14 protein-coding genes are annotated in these 18429 nt (G+C 45.4%); 11 read left to right on the top strand and 3 right to left on the bottom strand.

The genetic code is table 11. From position 1 onward, the window contains the following. Positions 1–4 precede the first annotated feature (4 nt). Positions 5–577 carry a diguanylate cyclase gene (locus tag Q7J41_RS08730; RefSeq protein WP_304887197.1) on the bottom strand — a complete coding sequence of 191 codons (573 nt, stop codon included), beginning with the start codon at positions 575–577 and terminating at the stop codon, positions 5–7. Between the two features lie 310 nt (positions 578–887). Here Q7J41_RS08730 and Q7J41_RS08725 point away from each other — a divergent pair, with 310 nt between their 5' ends. After that, a complete protein-coding gene (locus Q7J41_RS08725) occupies positions 888–1772 on the top strand; it encodes an EFR1 family ferrodoxin (protein WP_304887194.1) in 885 nt (294 codons plus the stop codon). A gap of 48 nt (positions 1773–1820) precedes the next feature. Here the strand turns inward: Q7J41_RS08725 and Q7J41_RS08720 are convergent, their stop codons facing one another. Continuing rightward, positions 1821–3956, bottom strand: a complete 2136-nt coding sequence (locus Q7J41_RS08720; protein ID WP_304887192.1) for a diguanylate cyclase domain-containing protein — start codon at positions 3954–3956, stop codon at positions 1821–1823. 39 nt (positions 3957–3995) lie between these two features. Next, a complete protein-coding gene (locus Q7J41_RS08715) occupies positions 3996–4694 on the bottom strand; it encodes an MBL fold metallo-hydrolase (protein WP_304887190.1) in 699 nt (232 codons plus the stop codon). A gap of 235 nt (positions 4695–4929) precedes the next feature. Between Q7J41_RS08715 and Q7J41_RS08710 the strand changes: the two genes are divergently transcribed. The 10 genes from Q7J41_RS08710 (at position 4930) to proC (ending at position 18415) form a co-directional block, all read left to right on the top strand. Then, on the top strand, positions 4930–8679 hold the full coding sequence (locus Q7J41_RS08710) for a phosphoribosylformylglycinamidine synthase (RefSeq protein ID WP_304887188.1): 3750 nt from the start codon (positions 4930–4932) through the stop codon (positions 8677–8679). Between the two features lie 260 nt (positions 8680–8939). Next, a complete protein-coding gene (gene purE, locus Q7J41_RS08705) occupies positions 8940–9434 on the top strand; it encodes a 5-(carboxyamino)imidazole ribonucleotide mutase (protein WP_304887186.1) in 495 nt (164 codons plus the stop codon). Between the two features lie 35 nt (positions 9435–9469). Then, a complete protein-coding gene (purC, locus tag Q7J41_RS08700) occupies positions 9470–10177 on the top strand; it encodes a phosphoribosylaminoimidazolesuccinocarboxamide synthase (RefSeq protein WP_304887184.1) in 708 nt (235 codons plus the stop codon). Positions 10178–10252: 75 nt separating this feature from the next. Beyond that, positions 10253–11641, top strand: a complete 1389-nt coding sequence (gene purF / locus Q7J41_RS08695) for an amidophosphoribosyltransferase (protein WP_304887182.1) — start codon at positions 10253–10255, stop codon at positions 11639–11641. Positions 11642–11690: 49 nt separating this feature from the next. After that, on the top strand, positions 11691–12737 hold the full coding sequence (purM, locus tag Q7J41_RS08690) for a phosphoribosylformylglycinamidine cyclo-ligase (RefSeq protein WP_304887180.1): 1047 nt from the start codon (positions 11691–11693) through the stop codon (positions 12735–12737). After that, the gene (gene purN, locus Q7J41_RS08685) at positions 12728–13357 is read left to right on the top strand and encodes a phosphoribosylglycinamide formyltransferase (RefSeq protein ID WP_304887178.1); all 630 of its coding nucleotides are present in this window, start codon (positions 12728–12730) and stop codon (positions 13355–13357) included. Before purM ends, purN begins: the two co-directional genes overlap by 10 nt. Before the next feature lie 71 nt (positions 13358–13428). After that, the gene (purH, locus tag Q7J41_RS08680; RefSeq protein WP_304887176.1) at positions 13429–14958 is read left to right on the top strand and encodes a bifunctional phosphoribosylaminoimidazolecarboxamide formyltransferase/IMP cyclohydrolase; all 1530 of its coding nucleotides are present in this window, start codon (positions 13429–13431) and stop codon (positions 14956–14958) included. Positions 14959–15180: 222 nt separating this feature from the next. Continuing rightward, positions 15181–16437, top strand: coding sequence for a phosphoribosylamine--glycine ligase (gene purD / locus Q7J41_RS08675; protein ID WP_304887174.1), 1257 nt, complete (start codon positions 15181–15183; stop codon positions 16435–16437). A gap of 34 nt (positions 16438–16471) precedes the next feature. Then, positions 16472–17359, top strand: a complete 888-nt coding sequence (rarD, locus tag Q7J41_RS08670; RefSeq protein ID WP_304887172.1) for an EamA family transporter RarD — start codon at positions 16472–16474, stop codon at positions 17357–17359. 240 nt (positions 17360–17599) lie between these two features. Next, on the top strand, positions 17600–18415 hold the full coding sequence (gene proC, locus Q7J41_RS08665) for a pyrroline-5-carboxylate reductase (RefSeq protein ID WP_304887170.1): 816 nt from the start codon (positions 17600–17602) through the stop codon (positions 18413–18415). The last annotated feature ends 14 nt before the right edge of the window (positions 18416–18429 follow it).

The following is an 18429-nucleotide window of genomic DNA, read 5'->3' as shown; positions in this document are numbered from 1 at the left end:
GCTTCTAACTTTTACTGATAAAGATTCGGTTTCGGCCTGTTTCTCTGGCAGTAGACAAAGCCTGATCTGCTTTTTTTAATAGTTTGTCATAGGAAGTCTCATCGGTAAGAATGGAGGTTACCACACCAATCGAAACGGTGACGACTTCAGCCACAGCGGATGCTGAAGTGGGAATGGCTAAGTCGATCACTTTTTTTCTAATTTTTTCTGCCATTTGAGCAGCGCCTGCAGGGTCGGTATCCGAGAGAATACAAGCAAATTTTTCATCATCCCAACGGGCGGCCAAATCTCCAGATCGTTTCAAGACGTCTTTCAGTGTTAATGCAACCTGGCGCAGACACTCATCAGCGGCTAATTTACCATCGGTGTCATTGAGATTTTTTAAATAATCGATGTCAATCATAAGGATCGACAAATAGCTAACTGTCGTTTTTGATTTAATAATGGCCTCGGTGAACATCACATCAAATTTTCGGCGGTTAGCAATCTGGGTGAGGGTATCCAGGTTATCACTGGTTTTTTTCGCAATTTCCTTACTCACGTCACCTTCATTGGAGGGGTCGCAAAATTTTTTCATGTGCGGGGTTCCTTTCCGGTTCATCGAACGCATGTATTGTTGTTATTATTTTATACTTGATTCGGGCTGGCTGTAAAGCTTTTTAATTATTAGTCAATCTAAAACGATTATGTTTATTCAGAATTAAGAAGGGTAAAAATGATAAGTAGAAATATGTGCCGATTTTTAGAAATATCCAATAAAGGAGATACTTAATAGGGTAATAAGACCAATTGAATTCATCAAGTTGACGCCACCTTGAGTTGTATATATCAATTGCGGTTGTTGATTAAAGATAAACTTGGCAACAATAATAGATAGCGAGGGAAAAATGAATATAAAAAGCGCAAATCTAGTATATTTTACGGGCACAGGCGGGACAGCTCGAGTCGCCGAGGCATTCGAACGTTCATTAATGAAAAGATCGATAACGGTTCAACGGACGGAGCTAAGAGGTGCGACAACCCCAGTAGTTTTTGAGGATATGCTGGTTTTGCTTTTTCCGGTGTATGCTTTTAATGCTCCCAAGCCCATTGCGGAGTGGCTGAAAAAAATCCAACCGGTTGAAGGGCGTCCGGCAGTGGTGGTCTCAGTTTCTGGTGGTGGAGAAATCTCGCCGAATACCGCTTGTCGCACGGCCACGATCCGTCATCTTGAGGAAAAAGGGTACGACGTGGTTTACGAAAAAATGGTGGTAATGCCCTCTAATTTTTTATTTGGCTTCGATGAAAGCCTCAGCGCTATGATACTTCATGCCACCCCGGTAATTGTGGATAAGGTAGTAGCCGAAATCATGGAAGGGGAGCGTCATCGGACAGTACCATATGGGATTGATCGGATTGCTTCAAAGCTAGGTTATTTAGAAGTTTTTGGCGGTAGGATTTTCGGTCGATATCTTAAGGTCAGCGATAAATGTGCAAATTGCGGCTGGTGCGAAAAGCTATGTCCCCGGGATAATATCAAAATCATCGACGGCAGGCATATCTTTGGTAATGACTGTGTCATTTGTCTACGTTGTGTTTATGGCTGTCCCCAAAAGGCTATCGAACCGGGATTTGGGAAATTTATGGTGGTGCCCGAAGGATTTAATTTGAGTAAGTTAGAAAGTCGTATGGATCACCTGACCGTTTATCCCAGAATCAGCCAGGCTACCAGTCAATCTTCGCTCCGTGGGGTGCGGGATTATCTCATTGAGAGCAATTGTTTCAAATTATAAAAAAGAACCCCTGATCCGCTTAAGGAAATAGGGGTTCAATATTTTGACCTATTTTCGGTAGACAAAAACCCGGTTTCGACCGGTTCCCTTTGCGTTTATCAGGGCGGCCTGGGCCTGTTTCAGGAGGTCTCCAAAGGGATCGGCAGAACTTTCATCAGATCGGATCCCGGTGGCGACGCCTAGTGATAAGGTGACAACTTTTTCCACTGGCGAGGACTGGTGGGGAATCCTCAGATTCAACACCGCTTTTCTGATATTTTCAGCGACATGAGCGGCTCCTTTTAAATTAGTGTCGGGGAGCAGACAGGTAAATTCCTCACCCTCCCAACGGGCAACCAGATCACCGGCACGCTTTAATGTTTTTTTTAGTGAATTGGCAACTTCCCGGAGACAATCATCTCCTGCCAAATGTCCGTAACTGTCATTATAAGGTTTAAAATAGTCGATATCGATTCTAATCACCGACAGTGGGGTGTTATTGCGTCTGGCTTTGCGAATTTCAATGGCTAGCATTTCTTCGAAGCGGCGGCGATTGGGGATTTGAGTCAAGGCGTCGGTGTCAGCAGCAATGCTGAGGATTTCCCGATAATGCTTTAGCGCCAGATGGTTTTTGATTTTTTCTTCCACACGGGGGAGATCGAAGGGCTTGGAAATAAAATCCACAGCACCAGATTGTAAGCCATAGGCTTCATTTTCGGTGTCACTCAGGGTAGTCAGAAAAATAATCGGAATGTCCATGGTGTTTTCTTCCAGTTGGATTTGTTTACAGACCTCGTAGCCACTCATATCCGGCATGCTCAGATCCAGCAGAATGATGTCTGGAGCCGGAACCTGTTGCGCAATTCCTAAGGCATCTTTGCCGCTATTGGCTACAACAATTTCATAATTTTCGATCAAAGCTTGAGCTAGCAATTGGGTGTTTTCCGGGGCATCATCAACGACTAAGATCCGCTGTCTTCTTTCAGTAATGGCTTTGTCATAAGATTTAGCCTGATCATTTCTGATTTGTTCAATCGCCAACAGTTCCTCTGCTTTAAGCCGAATGTTCTTATTATACATAGGCAATACCCGCTCTGATAGACGGTTGACGTTTTTGCTATTCTGGGCATCATCTCTGAGCAATAGAACATAAAACGAAAATTCATAGCCGCTCGCACTGTCCTGGTTGGCGGAGAACTTGCCATTCATGGTTTCGACCAGTATTTTTACCAGCTCCAGACCAAAATCAAGGGTGCTTTCATTGGCTCTGCTATTTGAATCATTGATAGAAAAAGGGTTATCAGTGCCACCTTTTAAAGGTGCAATCCCAGAAGTTTTCACCGTAAAATAAATCTTAAAAACGGCTTTGTCAGTATTTTCCGGAGTTGCTTCGATACTGATTTTACCTCGTTCCAGGCATTTAATGGCATTGAGCACTAAAAAAGAGATAATCTGTTTGAGCCGCTGAGAATCGCCCAGGACTGTCGCTGGAATTTTCGGATGAATGGCCAAATCGAGGCTGATGTTATGGCGTTTGGCACTGACGATCAGAGGGATAATCGCATCTTCGACAGTGTTGTGAAAATTAAAAGCAAGCACATCATGACCAGTCTGATTGCTTTTGTCAGTTACCAGAATTCCGTTGATTAGGTTCTCCAGAAACTCAGTGGAAAGCCGGATATTTTCCAGACAGATATTCTGATCTGAGCTGGATTGAGTTTTTCCGATTAACTGGATGAACAGGGACAAGCTTTCCAGTGGTTCATGGATTTCATTGGATAAAAGGGAAATCAGTTGATTTTTTGAAAATTCCGCAGATTCAGCTTTTTTATTTGCATGATATAGTTCAGTCAGATCTTTGGCGCAACTGTAAATTAACTCATCGACCCATTGAAACTGCCAGGTCACAAATTGATAGGTGCCGTCATTCGCACGCAAACGGCTGGCAAGAGTCAGACTTTCTTTTTCCATAGAGAGCTTTTTAAGAGCCAGAATCAGGTTTGCCACATCGTTGGGGTGAACAAGGTCAATGAGATTTTTATTGAGAAGCTCCGGGGTCAGGTAACCCAGTTTGGTTTCCCACGTCTGGTTTGACTTCAGAATCCCCCCCCGCTCATCGGTGATGCAAAGAAAGTCCATACTAATGGCAAAAAATACGTTCAAGTGCTGACGGCTTTGTTCGTTGAGTGAAAAGAAGTCTTTCATAGTCGCACCCCTTTCAGCAGGTTGGTTTGATTCAATTACTCAGACCTCCGGAGACCAGGTATTTTTAATCTTAACATTCCGCTCTTTAAATTCAGGAATAATGGTTTGAGTATTTCCAATTTTGGCTTTAAAACGCTTGATGATGGCAAAGTCATCCTTGAAATGCATGGGAATCACGACCTTAGGGTGAAAAGTTTCAATAAAGTGCTCGCCAGCTTTATAAAAGGAGTCGCCCAGACGGGGATCGACTGGAATAAAGGCGAATTCCATCGGCAGGTTTTTCATTTTTTCCAGTTCGGCTTTAAAGTCCTTTTCCTCCTGGAGCGGATCGATGTTTGGTTTTTCTTTGGTGTCCCAGTCCCACCAGTTCAGATCTCCGGCGTGGAAAATTCGGTGGGAATTGGTGGCAATATAAAATGAGACGCCCTGATCAGTGGACCCAAAGGTCTTGATATCCATTCCGCCCAGAGACATGTGCTGGTAGGGACCGATTGCGTGGGTTTTATGGGTGGATGCCTTGGGAATATCGTTGCTTAGTATATAGGTGGGATGATAAATCCGGTCGGTTGAAAAAATATCAGCAGTGTAGTGATCGCTATGACCGTGAGACACAAAGAAATAATGTGGTATCCCCTTGCGCAGGAGACTGGTTGGGATATGGGTAAAGCAATCAAAAATCAGGGTCTTATCCGCTAATTGAATTAAAAAGCCGCTATGATGCAAATGGAAGATTTTCATATAATACCTCTCGTGGATCGTTTTTTATATTTAATGATGGGATAAAATTATTTTACCCAAATACTATTCAATTATACTTTATATTATACTATATTCGTGAAAAACTTAAAAATAAACTAATATATCTAAGAAATTATCAGGTTAGGAAAAAAATAATCCGAACGTTTTAAATTCTATTGATATTATTGTTCGGAAATAGTAAAATAACTTTATCATTAAAAAAGGTGGAAAAATTGTGATAAAACGAATTTTTGTAGAAAAAAAAGACAAGTTTGAAGTAGAAGCCAAATCGCTGACACATACCTTTCAACGAATTTTAAAGATTCAGAAGTTAGAATCCATGCGTATTTTATTCCGATACGATGTGGAAGGCGTGGCAGATTGTTTATTCAATCAGATTATCGGCACCATTTTATCCGAACCCAATGTCGATCGGGTATTTGAAGGAACCCTTCAGATTAATGATGACGAGAAAGTCTTCGGGATTTCCTATTTGCCCGGCCAATATGACCAGCACGGCGATTCTGCGATTCAGTGTATTCAGATCGTGTCCGGGGAACGGGCTCTGGTTAAGGTAGCAAAAATTGTTGTACTCACAGGTGAACTGACACAAAATGAATTCGACAGCATTAAGCACTATATGATCAATCCGGTGGATTCCCAGGAAGCCAGCCTGGAACCTTTTGTCACCTTGGTTGATGAGGTGCGAGAGCCTGCAGATATCAAGCCGTTGGATGATTTTATTGCTCTGGATGCCGATCAATTAGAAACGTTTCGGATGGAGAATGGATTCGCCATGACCACTGAGGATATTTTATTTGTACAAGATTATTTTAATAAAGATGAAAAACGAAATCCGACCATTACGGAATTAAAGGTAATTGATACCTATTGGTCGGATCATTGTCGTCATACGACCTTTTTGACCCAAATCCAAGACGTGCAGTTCCTGGGAGATGACCCCATTTCACAGGCGATGAAACTTGCCTATGATGACTACTGCCAGGCCAGAACGGAACTGTACGGTGAAAATTCCGAACGACCAATGAGTCTGATGGATCTGGCCGTGATTGGTACTAAAGCCCTAAAAAAACATGGACGGATTCCGGATTTGGATGAATCTGAAGAAATCAACGCCTGCAGCATTAACATGGTCGTCGATCATGACGGTGTCGATGAAGAATGGCTACTGATGTTTAAAAACGAAACCCATAACCACCCCACCGAAATTGAACCATTTGGTGGCGCCGCTACCTGTTTGGGCGGAGCCATCCGGGATCCCCTTTCGGGACGAAGTTACGTTTATCAGGCGATGCGGGTTACCGGTGCCTGGGATCCTCGAGCGGCCATTGAAGATACGCTCCCTGGCAAATTACCGCAGCGTAAAATTTCGACGGAAGCGGCCCATGGCTACAGTTCATATGGAAACCAGATCGGTTTGGCGACCGGTCAAGTAACTGAAGTTTATGATCCTGGATTTTTGGCCAAGCGGATGGAAGTCGGCGCTGTAATTGCAGCAGCACCCAAAGAAAATGTCATCCGTCAACGCCCCACCCCCGGCGACGTGGTGCTGTTAGTCGGTGGACGAACTGGACGGGATGGTTGTGGCGGTGCCACAGGGTCATCAAAGGCCCACACCGAAGAATCGATTATGGAAAGCGGTGCTGAGGTTCAAAAAGGGAATCCGGTCGAAGAACGAAAAATCCAACGGTTATTCAGAAGCAAAGAACTGGCGAATTTAATCAAACGCTGTAACGATTTTGGTGCCGGCGGGGTATCAGTGGCCATTGGCGAACTGGCGGACAGTCTGGAAATTGATTTGGACAAGGTGCCAAAGAAATATGAAGGCTTGGACGGCACCGAACTGGCTATCTCCGAATCTCAGGAACGAATGGCTGTGGTGGTCGATCCCAAAGATGTGGACACCTTTATTGCCATGGGGAATGCTGAAAATCTTGAGATTAACGCAGTTGCTACCGTTACCGATTCTGGCCGGCTGATTATGAAATGGCGGGGTGAAGAAGTTCTGAATATCTCCCGGGCATTTCTGGAAACCAACGGCGCCCCGCAATTTATTGATGTGGCAGTCGAGTCGCCAATAGAAATAAAAAGCGCAATAAAAATAGCGGATCAAGACCTCAAAAATGATGAACAATTTGATTTTATTAATAAGATGACCGAAACGCTCAAAGACCTGAATGTAGCCAGCCAGCGGGGCATGGTGGAAATGTTTGACGCCACCATTGGTGTCGGTACTGTGGCCATGCCCTACGGCGGAAAAAATGCGCTGTCGCCCATGGATGGGATGGTGGCCAAGATCCCGATGATTCATGGCGATACCACCACCTGCAGTATGATGACTTTTGGCTATAATCCGGTTATTGCTAAAAACAGCCCCTTTTTAGGCGGGATGATGGGGGTTCTTGAATCCCTGTCGAAACTGGTTGCCATGGGCGGAGACTATAAAAAAGCCCGACTCAGTTTCCAGGAATATTTTGAACGATTGGGCAAAGAACCGCTTAAATGGGGCCGACCTTTTGCAGCGCTCTTAGGCGCTCATCAGGTTCAGACCGCTATGGGGACTCCAGCTATTGGTGGTAAGGACAGTATGTCGGGCACCTTTGGGGAACTGACCGTGCCGCCAACCCTGATTTCCTTTGCGGTGGCAACGTCCCATGTCGATGCGGTGATAACCAGCGAGCTAAAGTCCTCAGAGTCATTGCTGCAATTGTTCACCCTGCCGGTGGACAAAAATGGAGTGCCAGAATTGACGGTGGTTAAAGCCGTTTATGATATCATCATCAAAGCCAATCAGGAAGGCAAAATCTTAAGTGCAAAAACCATCGGCTACGGTGGCCTGGCGGAAGCTGTGGCAAAAATGGCCTTTGGCAACGGCATCGGGGTTACCCTTAATGACCGGATCGATCCAGCCTTTTTGTTTAAACCGCTATATGGCAGTATTTTAGTCGAAAGTTTTGAAATCCTGGAGGGATCAACCCCGATCGGGAAAACAAATGATACCGGTAAAATTGTTTATGGCAGTGATGCCATTGCGATCAATGAACTGGTTGAAGTCTGGGAAGCACCACTGCGGTCAGTCTATCCTGAAAAAGCGGAAACCACTGGACGGGTAGAAACCTTAAGCTTTACGACCGCACCGATTGTTTACCGTAAAGAAAAACAGGCAAAACCTCAGGTATTTATCCCGGTATTCCCCGGAACCAACTGTGAATACGATTCGGCCAAAGCCTTTGAGAACGCCGGCGCAAAACCGGTCACCACAATTTTTAGAAATCAGTCAGCTCAGGATATAACCCGCTCCATTGATGAAATGGCCGCACATATCAGAGCATCCCAGATGATTATGATTCCTGGCGGATTCAGCGCCGGGGATCAGCCCAACGGTTCCGGTAAATTTATTGCCTCGGTTTTCCGAAATCCCAAGATGATGGATGCCGTCATGGATTTGCTCAATAACCGTGACGGTCTGGTGCTGGGAATCTGTAATGGCTTCCAGGCGCTGATCAAGCTGGGACTGGTGCCCAACGGTGAAATCTGTGAGATCACTGAGGAGATGCCGACCTTAACCTTTAACACCATTGGCCGGCATGTGTCCACCATCCCGATGACCCGAATCAGTTCGACACTGTCTCCGTGGTTAGTCAATACCAGTGTGGGTGACATTCATCGCATCCCGATGTCACATGGGGAAGGGCGCTTTGTGGCCAGCGATGCAGTCCTGAAAAACCTCATTGAAAACGGCCAGATTGCCACCCAATATGTGGATTTCGAGGGCGCAGCCACCCTTGATGGTCGCTTCAATCCCAACGGTTCCGTTTATGCGGTGGAAGGCATCACCAGTCGGGACGGACGGGTGCTCGGAAAAATGGGTCACTCTGAGCGAATTGGTAAGAATCTTTATAAAAACATTCCTGGAAATATGGATCAGCAGATCTTTAAAGCCGGCGTCAATTATTTTAAATAATCAAACTGTCAAAAAAGATAACCCAGTACCGACAATTGTTACATCATGTTGTACGCATCGGAGCGGACACGGCCTAGCCTGCGCATAGGCTACGAGCCAATCACAAGCTTGCTTGTAGTTGGCGACTGCCCGCAACTAATAAGAAATTATATTTCTTATTAGTGTCCGATTCTGCGGCGAACAACAGATTAACAATTGGTCGGTACGGTAGTATGTCGACAACCTCAAAATTAAAAAACAAACACCAAAGGAGAATTTAAATGAGCACACCTAAAGTTGCTGTTATTATGGGCAGTGATTCAGATTTTGACATCGTCAAAAAATGTCTGATTGCGCTGGAGAAGTTTGGTATTGAATATGATGTGCGGGTTATTTCAGCCCACCGGAATCCACACAAAATCTTTGAATATGCGACCACCGCTGAAGAACGGGGAATTGAAGTCTTCATCGCTGCAGCGGGAAAAGCTGCCCACCTGCCGGGAGTCATCGCCGGAATCACACCACTTCCGGTTATCGGCATTCCCATTCAAACCTCTTTTCAAGGCGGACTGGATTCCCTTTTATCGATTGTCCAGATGCCATCCGGCGTACCGGTTGCTACGGTAGCAGTCAACGGCGCCGAAAACGCCGGGATTTTAGCAGCTCAGATGCTGTCAATTAAATATCCTGAAATTAGAGAAAAAATGAAGGCCTTCAAGATTCAGCTGAACGACGAAGTCGTTGCGAAAAATGAAAAAGTTCAGGAAATATTATAAATCACATCATCAATTAGAAATAAAGGAGATTTAAGATGGAAAAATTAGAACAATTATATGAAGGTAAAGCCAAGAAAGTTTTTAAAACCGACAATCCCAACGAATTTATCATTGAGTATAAAGACGACGCCACCGCTTTTAACGGCGAGGTGAAAGGCAGTATTGGTGGTAAAGGCGTTATCAACAATAAAATGACTGGCGTTATTTTCACGATGTTGGAAGAAAAAGGAATCCCCACCCATTTTGTCAAAATTCTCTCCGAAAATGAACAACTGGTTAAAGCAGTTACTATTTTTCCACTGGAAGTTATCATCCGCAACACCGCCGCCGGTTCCATTTGTAAACGCCTTGGTCTGGAAGAAGGCCTGAAATTAAAGTCACCAATCTTTGAATTCTGCTATAAAAACGATGATTTCGGGGATCCGGTCATCAACGATTATCATGCTATCGCCATGGAATTAGCCACCGCTGAAGAAATCGAAGTGATCCGTGAAATGACTTTTAAAATTAACGATATCTTAAAAGCATATTTTCTGGAAAAAGGTATCAACCTAGTTGACTTTAAAATCGAGTTCGGTAAAACAAATGACGGACAAATTGTTCTAGCCGATGAAATTTCACCGGATACCTGTCGTTTCTGGGATGTGGAAACCAATGAAAAATTGGACAAAGACCGCTTCCGAAGAAACCTTGGAAACATCGAAGAAGCATATGAAGAAATGCTAAAACGGGTTCAGGCATAAAACGGATCATCAATATTATCTGAAAATTAAGTTGCAGGAAAATTAAAATCAAATACCTGGAGGATGTACACACCAATGATAAATGACAAGTTTCGCGATGAATGTGGAATAATGGGGGCTTATCTCAAATCCAAAGAGAGTAACTGTTCTTCCTATATCTATTATGGACTTTATGCGCTTCAACACCGAGGTCAGGAAAGCGCCGGCATATCGGTTAACAAAGATGGGAAAATCTTAACCCACAAAGAGACTGGCCTGGTCTGTGACGCTTTTAAAGGCAATGTATTAAAACAGCTTAAAGGAAACATCGGAATCGGTCACGTCCGTTACTCCACCTCAGGAGAAGATGGCGTCACCAATGCCCAGCCTTTAACGGTCAACCACAGTGTCGGTCAAATTGCTCTGGCTCACAATGGGAACCTCATCAACGACAGCGCTTTACGAAATATGCTGGAAGACTCAGGGGTTGTTTTTCAGACCACCATTGATACCGAGGTAATGGTAAATATTCTGGCCAGAAGCTTGCGCCATGGAATGATCGAAGCGATTCAGCGGATGGTTGAAATTATCAAGGGTGCTTATGCTCTGGTAATTACAGTTGGTGATAAACTGGTGGGAGTCCGTGATCCCTATGGTTTACGACCACTATGCATCGGTAAGAAAGACGAAGATTATTTTCTGGCTTCGGAAAGCTGTGCCTTGGATGCCATCGGAGCCGAACTGGTCCGGGATGTTGAACCCGGCGAAATTGTGGTCATTGACGAAAAGGGTTTAACCAGTTATGGCCAAAACAATTGGGTTAAAAAGAAATCCTGTATTTTTGAACTCATTTATTTTGCCCGTCCGGATTCAGTGATGGATGAAACCTCGGTGTATGCATCTCGTCATAAAGCTGGGGAAATCCTGGCTAAAGAGGCGCCGGTTGAAGCCGATGTCGTTATCGGGGTGCCAGATTCAGGAATTGGAGCTGCTATTGGTTATGCTGAAGCTTCAGGGATTCCTTATGGTGTGGGTTTAATTAAGAACAAATACATTGGTCGAACCTTTATCCAGCCCAATCAAAAGCTGCGAGAAGAAGGGGTGCGCATTAAACTCAACCCCTTAAAAGAAACCATTAAAGGCAAACGGGTCATTATTATTGACGATTCCATCGTTCGTGGAACCACCTCTAAACGACTGGTTGAAATTTTAAGACAGGCCGGTGCAACCGAGGTTCATTTCCGGGTCACCAGTCCGCCAGTTGCTCATACCTGTCATTTTGGGATTGATACCCCGCGGCGAAAATACCTGATTGGCGCCAAGAAAACCGTGGAAGAAATCAGAGAAATTCTAGGTGCTGATTCGCTGGCCTATATTTCATTGGATGGCTTAACGGAATCAGTCGGTGGAAAAACAACCTTCTGCCGAGCTTGCTTTGACGGGGAATACCCCATGGAAGTACCAATTTTAAATGCGAACGACTAAATCCCTGAAAAATTATAGATAGCTAGAACTAAGAATAGATGGAGGAAACATGTCAGAAAATCAAATGAAAACAGATGCATATCGACAGGCCGGAGTAGATGTGGAAGCCGGTTACGAATCGGTTAAACTGATGAAGGCTGATGTTCAACGAACCTTTAATGATCGGGTTCTGTCGCATTTAGGCGGATTCGGCGGGCTTTTCGAACTGCCGGAAGGATATCAGAAACCAGTCCTGGTTTCCGGAACCGATGGAGTAGGAACCAAGCTGCGGCTGGCTTTTATGATGGATCGTCATGATACCATCGGCGTGGACTGCGTGGCGATGTGTGTTAATGACATTTTATGTCAAGGCGCTCAACCGATGTTCTTTTTAGACTACATTGCCTGTGGTAAAAACTATCCGGAAAAAATCGCAACTATCGTCAAAGGGATTGCTGAAGGTTGTATCCAGGGAAACATGGCCTTAATCGGCGGCGAAACGGCTGAAATGCCGGATATGTATGGCCTGGATGAGTATGACCTGGCTGGTTTTGCGGTCGGCATCGTCGAGAAAGACGATATTGTCACTGGCGCCGATATTGCGGAAGGTGATGTTTTGGTCGGGCTGCCATCCTCTGGGGTTCACAGTAATGGTTTTTCCCTGGTGCGAAAGGTTTTATTTAAAGATCTATCTCTAGATGTCAATACCTACGTGGACGATCTGGGCATGACCCTGGGTGAAGCCCTGCTGACACCGACCCGAATTTATGTTAATGCCTTGGCTGATCTGATTAAACCCTGCCGAATCAAAGGCATGAGCCATATCACCGGCGGCGGTTTTTATGAAAATATTCCCCGGATGATTCCCGACGGACTTTGTGCTAAGGTCGATCCCAGTGTGATCGAAACGCTGCCGATTTTTAAATTTATTCAGGAAGCGGGGAAAATTCCCGCTGAAAGCATGTATGCCACCTTTAATATGGGGATTGGTCTGGTGGCCGTGCTGCCAGCTGACCAGGTTGAAGCCTTTGTCGCTGGGTTAACAGCCAAGGGCGAAAAGCCGGTAATTCTCGGTTCCATTGTTAAAGGAGAGGAAAAAATCGCTTTATGTCTGTAAAAGCTTTAAAAAAAATCGGCGTGCTGGTTTCCGGCGGCGGGACAAATTTCCAGTCCCTGATTGATACCATTCATCACAAATATGGCGAAATTGCGGTGGTAATTTCCAACAACCGTCAGGCCTTTGGTCTGGAACGGGGGAGAACAGCTGGGATTCCGGCTGTCGCCATAAATCCCAAAGGCTACCCCAGCAATGAAGCCTTTGATGAAAAAATTGTCGAAATTCTCAGTGGCTATGATGTCGACCTGGTGGTTCTGGCAGGCTATATGAAAATCATTACCCCAGGCTTTGTAGCAGCTTATCCCAACGCCATCATCAACATTCATCCCGCCCTGATTCCATCTTTTTGTGGGGCCGGGTTTTACGGGATGCATGTTCATCAGGCCGTCATTGATTATGGCGTCAAGGTCACCGGGGCAACGGTTCACTTTGTTAACGAAGTGGCCGACGGCGGCCCGGTTATTATGCAGGAAACCGTTATGGTTGCCGATGACGACACGCCGGAATCGATCCAGCAAAAAGTCCTCAAAATTGAACACGAGCTTTTACCACAGGCGGTGAAGGCTTTTTGTCTTGACCAATTGACGGTAGACGGCCGACGTGTCAAAAAACAAAAATAATCAATTTTAATAATGGATCAAATTAAATAAGAGCGGGGAACTTGTTAGAGAAATAAATTTGGAGGAATAATATGAGAGCATTGTTAAGTGTATCGGATAAACGTGGGATTGTTGAATTCGCATCAAAACTGGCAGCGATGGGATGGGAAATCCTGTCTACCGGAGGAACAGCCAAAGCCCTGAGAGAAGCGGGATTGACGATTACCGGCGTCTCAGAAGTGACGGGCTTTCCAGAATGTCTGGACGGACGGGTTAAAACCCTGCATCCTAAAATTCACGGTGGGATTTTGGGGATTCGAAATAATCCAGATCACCAGAAACAGATGGCAGAGCTTGAGATTACCCCCATCGACTTGCTGGTCATCAACCTTTATCCATTCAAAAACACCATTTTAAAAGATGGCGTCGCCTTCGAAGATGCTGTTGAAAACATCGATATCGGGGGGCCAACGATGTTGCGATCCGCTGCTAAAAACTTCAATGACGTAACCGTCGTGGTAGACCCGGAAGACTATGCAGTGGTTCTGGCTGAGCTGGAAGCAAATGGCAAAACAAACTATGAGACCCGTTATAACCTGGCCTTGAAAGTGTTTGAAACGACCTCCAATTATGACACGATGATCGCCGACTATTTAAGAAAACGGGTAGCGGGGGAAGTTTTACAAGACACCATCACGATGACCTTTGAAAAGGTTCAGGATCTGCGTTACGGTGAAAATCCTCACCAGAAAGCTGCTTTCTACGGTGAAGTGGTTCCGGTTAAGGGCGCTCTCACCGCTGCAAAACAACTCCAGGGAAAAGAACTTTCCTATAATAATATCAATGATACCAACGGCGCCTTGGAAATTTTAAAGGAATATGGGGACGAACCCACCATTGTGGCCGTTAAGCATGCCAATCCCTGCGGCATTGCCAGTGACGAAGAAATTGCGGTGGCTTATAAAAAAGCCTATGACAGTGATCCGGTTTCCATTTTTGGGGGCATCATTGCTTCCAATCGACTCATTGACGAGGCAGCAGCTAAAGAAATGGTGGGAACCTTCCTGGAAGTAATCGTCGCTCCAGGATTTACACCGGAAGCATTGGCGGTCCTGGCAGCTAAACCAAATCTGCGCTTATTGGAGCTTGCTGATATCACCCACAACGAACCAGGCTATGAAGTGAAAAAAGTTATGGGCGGTCTGCTGGTTCAGGAACGGGATACCAAGCTTTATGATGATTTAAAAGTTGTCACCAAACGTCAGCCCAGCGAAGCAGAGATGGATGAACTGCTGTTTGCCTGGAAAGCAGTTAAAAACACCAAATCCAACGCTATCAGCTTGACTAAAAATAAATGTCTGATTGCTAATGGACCAGGCCAGGTCAATCGGGTCGGTGCCCTGGAAAACGCCATCCGTCAGGCTGGCGAAACCGTCAAAGGAGCGGTAATGGCATCCGATGCCTTCTTCCCCTTTGACGACAGCGTCAAAGCCGCCGCCGCCGCTGGTATTACCGCCATCATCCAACCCGGTGGGGCGGGACGCGATGAGGATTCAATCAAAGCCTGTGATGAGGCGGGCATCGCAATGGTATTTACTAACATGCGCCACTTTAAACACTAGTTTTGCGTCGATAATTTCCCGACTTCTGCGTTGGAGACGGTTTTGGCCTTGGTCACGTATTAATAGATACGCTCCCGTCGGCCAAAACCGTCTCCGCCTTGAATTCGAACAATTTTCATAGCAAAACAAGGTTTGATTGATTGTGTAGGGGCGATCCGTGATCGCCCGTTTCCAGTTTGTCACGAAGATTTGAAAAACACAAAGCAAAACAAGGAGAGACAGATGAAAATATTAATGATTGGATCCGGTGGCCGGGAGCATGTTCTGACATGGAAGCTTGCCCAAAGTCCCCGGGTTGAAAAAATATATGCCGCCCCGGGTAACGGTGGTATGGCAGAATTAGCCGAATGTGTGGATTTAGCGGTGGAAGATATTCCCGGCTGTTTGGCTTTTGCCAAAGAACATCAGATTGACCTTACCGTTGTCGGCCCTGAAGTCCCCCTGGTGATGGGGATGGTTGATGCTTTTGAAGCTGAAGGTTTAAAAGTCTTTGGTCCCAACAAACACTGCGCTCAGTTTGAGGGCAGCAAGGCCTTTACCAAGGAATTTTTATTCCGTCACAATATTCCCACGGCTGCTTATAAAGAGTATACTGATTTTGATGAAATTATCAAAGATCTGGGCATTTACGGCTATCCGATGGTGATCAAGGCTGATGGTCTGGCCGCCGGTAAAGGTGTGTTGATTCCCGAAAATGAAGCCGATGCCCTGGAAGGCATGGCAATGATCATGAAAAAACGGGAGTTCGGAGAAGCTGGCGATAAGGTGGTTATCGAAGAATTTCTAACGGGACAGGAAGCCTCGATGCTTTGTTTTGTCGATGGCAAAACGATTGTGCCGATGGAAAGTGCCCAGGATTATAAACGGGCCTATGACAATGATGAAGGCTTGAACACCGGTGGCATGGGAACCTATTCCCCCAACGTGCTGTTTGCCGATGAAGCCCTGAATAAACGCATCAAAGCTGAAATACTGGATCCGATTATAGGCGGTTTTATTGCCGATGGCATGAACTTTAAAGGAATTTTGTTTATCGGACTGATGATCGACAACGGCGTTCCAAAGGTTCTGGAATTCAATGTCCGCTTTGGCGATCCTGAAGCCCAGAGTGTCCTGATGCGGATGGAATCTGATCTGGTTGACATCATGGAAGCCGTCATCGCTGGCGAGCTGGCAGACTGTCAGATCAAATGGAGTAACAAAGAAGCCGTTTGCGTGGTCATCGCCTCTGGCGGCTACCCCGGCACTTACGAAAAAGGCAAGGTCATCACCGGCATCGAAGACGTGAACGACTGCGTCGTCTTTCACGCCGGAACCAAGCTGGTCAACGGCGAACTGCAAACCAATGGCGGCCGGGTTCTCTGCGTCACCGCCCTGGGTGAAACCCGTGAAGCAGCCAGAAAAACCGTCTACGCCAACATCGGCAAAATCAACTTCGAAGGTGCCCAATACCGAACCGATATTGCCAAGTTTAATTAAAATTTAATAGTAGAAACTTTTATGGAGGGCTACCATGCAGAAGAGTATTATCAGCGCCATGATGGCATATGTTTTATGGGGAATCCTCCCGATTTACTGGAAGGCACTGAAAGAAGTGTCGCCGCTATACATCCTGGCTTCGCGAATTTTCTGGTCTTTTCTATTTTGCGTGATTTTTGTCACCATCATCAAAAAATGGCCAGAAATAAAAACCATTCTATTAGATAAAAAAAGATTTATTTATTGCATTCTCAGTGGGATCATGGTGTCGCTTAACTGGTATACCTATATCTGGGCCGTGAATGCCAATTTTATCATCGACGCTAGTCTGGGATATTATATCAACCCGTTGGTGGTGGTATTGTTCAGCGCCCTTTTTTTTGGGGAACGATTCAATAAGTGGGAAAGTCTGTCGGTCTTACTGGCTCTGGTCGGGGTTGTATTCATCACCTTGAAAATCGGTAAATTTCCGGTGGTGGCTATTGTTCTGGCACTCACCTTTGCCTTATATGGTGTATTTAAGAAAAAGCTCAATGCCAGCCCGATTGTTTCTTTGATTCTGGAAACCGCTGTGGTGGCACCATTTGCCTTTGTGACGATTCTTTATATCGAAAGCCAGGGACAAGGGGTCGTTGCATTGGGTAATCCGATGGTGGCAGCATTGGCAGTGTTGGCGGGCGTGGTCACTGCCATCCCGTTACTGCTGTATGCCAAAGGGGTCCAGGAAATATCCTTTTCACTGCTGGGCTTTTTTCAATACATTACCCCCACAATTATGCTGTTCCTCGGGGTATTTCTTTATGGTGAAGCTTTCTCAGCGGTGGATCTGATTGGTTTCGGATTTATCTGGGTGGCCTTGATCATTTTCACCATTTCGAAGATTCGTAACGGTACCAAAGAAATCGTCGAACCAGATTTATAAAACAGACAAGCGAAAATCATATGAAAAACCCATTAATTTAAGAATTAGTGGGTTTTTCCATTTTAGGTTTGCACTGGGTTGAATTAAAGTCTAAAATAGAGGGTATAAAGATTAAAGAATCTTGGCACTAAAAATCAATCAGCATAGCAATGACTGGTGCGACCATGCGTATCCTAGGATAAACGCATCGCTTGTGGCAGGTATGCAAACAGCTGATTAGCATAAGACTGAGGAGTTAACGTGAAAAATAATATTGGTTTTATCGGTTGCGGAAACATGGCAAAGGCCATGATTGGTGGTTTGGTGAAGGGTGAATTATTCCTTCCGGAAAATATTCTGTGTTTTGATCCCTCAGAAGCGGCAAGGGCTCAGGTGGGGGAAGAGTATGGGGTTAATATTCAAGATTCCAATACGTCCGTGGCGGCACAGGCCGACTATCTGGTTTTGGCAGTAAAACCCTTTTTATATAGCAAGGTGCTGGAGGAAATTGCCGGCAGTATCAAACCATCGGTAATTATTATCTCGATTGCGGTGGGTGTTGGATTTGAAGACATTAAGGAGTTTCTGGGCAGGGATGTTAAAGTAATCAGAACTCAGCCCAGTACCCCGGCATTTGTGGGAGAATCCGATTCGACCCTTTGTCCGGATGGACATATGACAGCAGAAGATACCCAGGATGTTATTAGGATTTTTGAAAGCTTTGGTAAAGTTGAAGTCATCAGTGAAAAGCTGATGGACGTGGTGCCCGGAATTGCCAGCTCAGCACCAGCTTATACGATGCTACTGATTGAAGCTATGGCCGATGGCGGGGTACTCCATGGTTTCCCTCGGGATCAGGCTTATCGCTTGTCAGCTCAGGCGGTTTACGGTGCCGCCAAACTGGTCCTCGAATCAGGCGAACATCCGGGAAAACTGAAAGATCAGATCTGTACCCCCGGGGGAACCACCATCGAAGCCGTCCGGGTTCTAGAAGCCAAAGGCTTCAGAGACGCTGTAATTTCAGCAGTTGATGCCTGTGCGAAAAAATCATTAGCAATGAGCAAAAAACAAGATTAATGTACAAATAGCAT

It is taken from the genome of Acetobacterium sp. (assembly GCF_030652775.1).
Classification (GTDB): domain Bacteria; phylum Bacillota; class Clostridia; order Eubacteriales; family Eubacteriaceae; genus Acetobacterium.
The sequence above is the reverse complement of the archived record's forward strand: the minus strand, read 5'-3'. Positions and strand labels throughout refer to the sequence as shown.